This is a genomic window from Bartonella florencae (genome assembly GCF_000312525.1).
GTDB lineage: Bacteria > Pseudomonadota > Alphaproteobacteria > Rhizobiales > Rhizobiaceae > Bartonella > Bartonella florencae.
The window spans coordinates 1-488 of record NZ_HE997506.1; the positions used below are offsets into that span (position 1 = coordinate 1).

Sequence of the window (488 nt, forward strand, 5' to 3'; positions counted from 1 at the left end):
GCCTAGGTAACCTGATAGAGTGCTAAGAGCTGTGCTAAACAGCATGATAGCGATCATGAGGATAACAATAGCATAGAGACTTTCAGCACGCTGAAAGGGTAAGATGCGGTCAATAATTGCTTGAAAAATAAAAGGATTCACCAAACCCAGCAAACGCAAAACGATGGCCACACAGCTGAGTTCGATGACATAATAAATATATTTCTTTGTTGTTCTTGTAAACCAAGAAAAGGCTACTAGTTTTTCTTGTGAAGGGTTCATTTGATTTTATGTTTGTTTAAGAGAAAGAGCGATGGATGTCGCATATTTTAACAGTATTGTAAATATTATTATTGCTTAATTAAAATATACATTTTGTGATAATATAATATCAACATAATGTATCTATTATTTATACATTATTTTTATTTTATTTTAACTTAAAATTATATTTGAAAATGCTCTAAACCGCATGATAACCATTTTATCTGTATCATTCTGATGCGTTT

Annotated in this window: 1 pseudogene; it reads right to left on the reverse strand. The window is 30.9% G+C overall.

Going from position 1 to position 488, the window contains the following annotated elements:
* Positions 1-261, reverse strand: a pseudogene (locus BN202_RS09075) (peptidase domain-containing ABC transporter); the annotation flags it as partial.
* Positions 262-488: the final 227 nt, after the last annotated feature.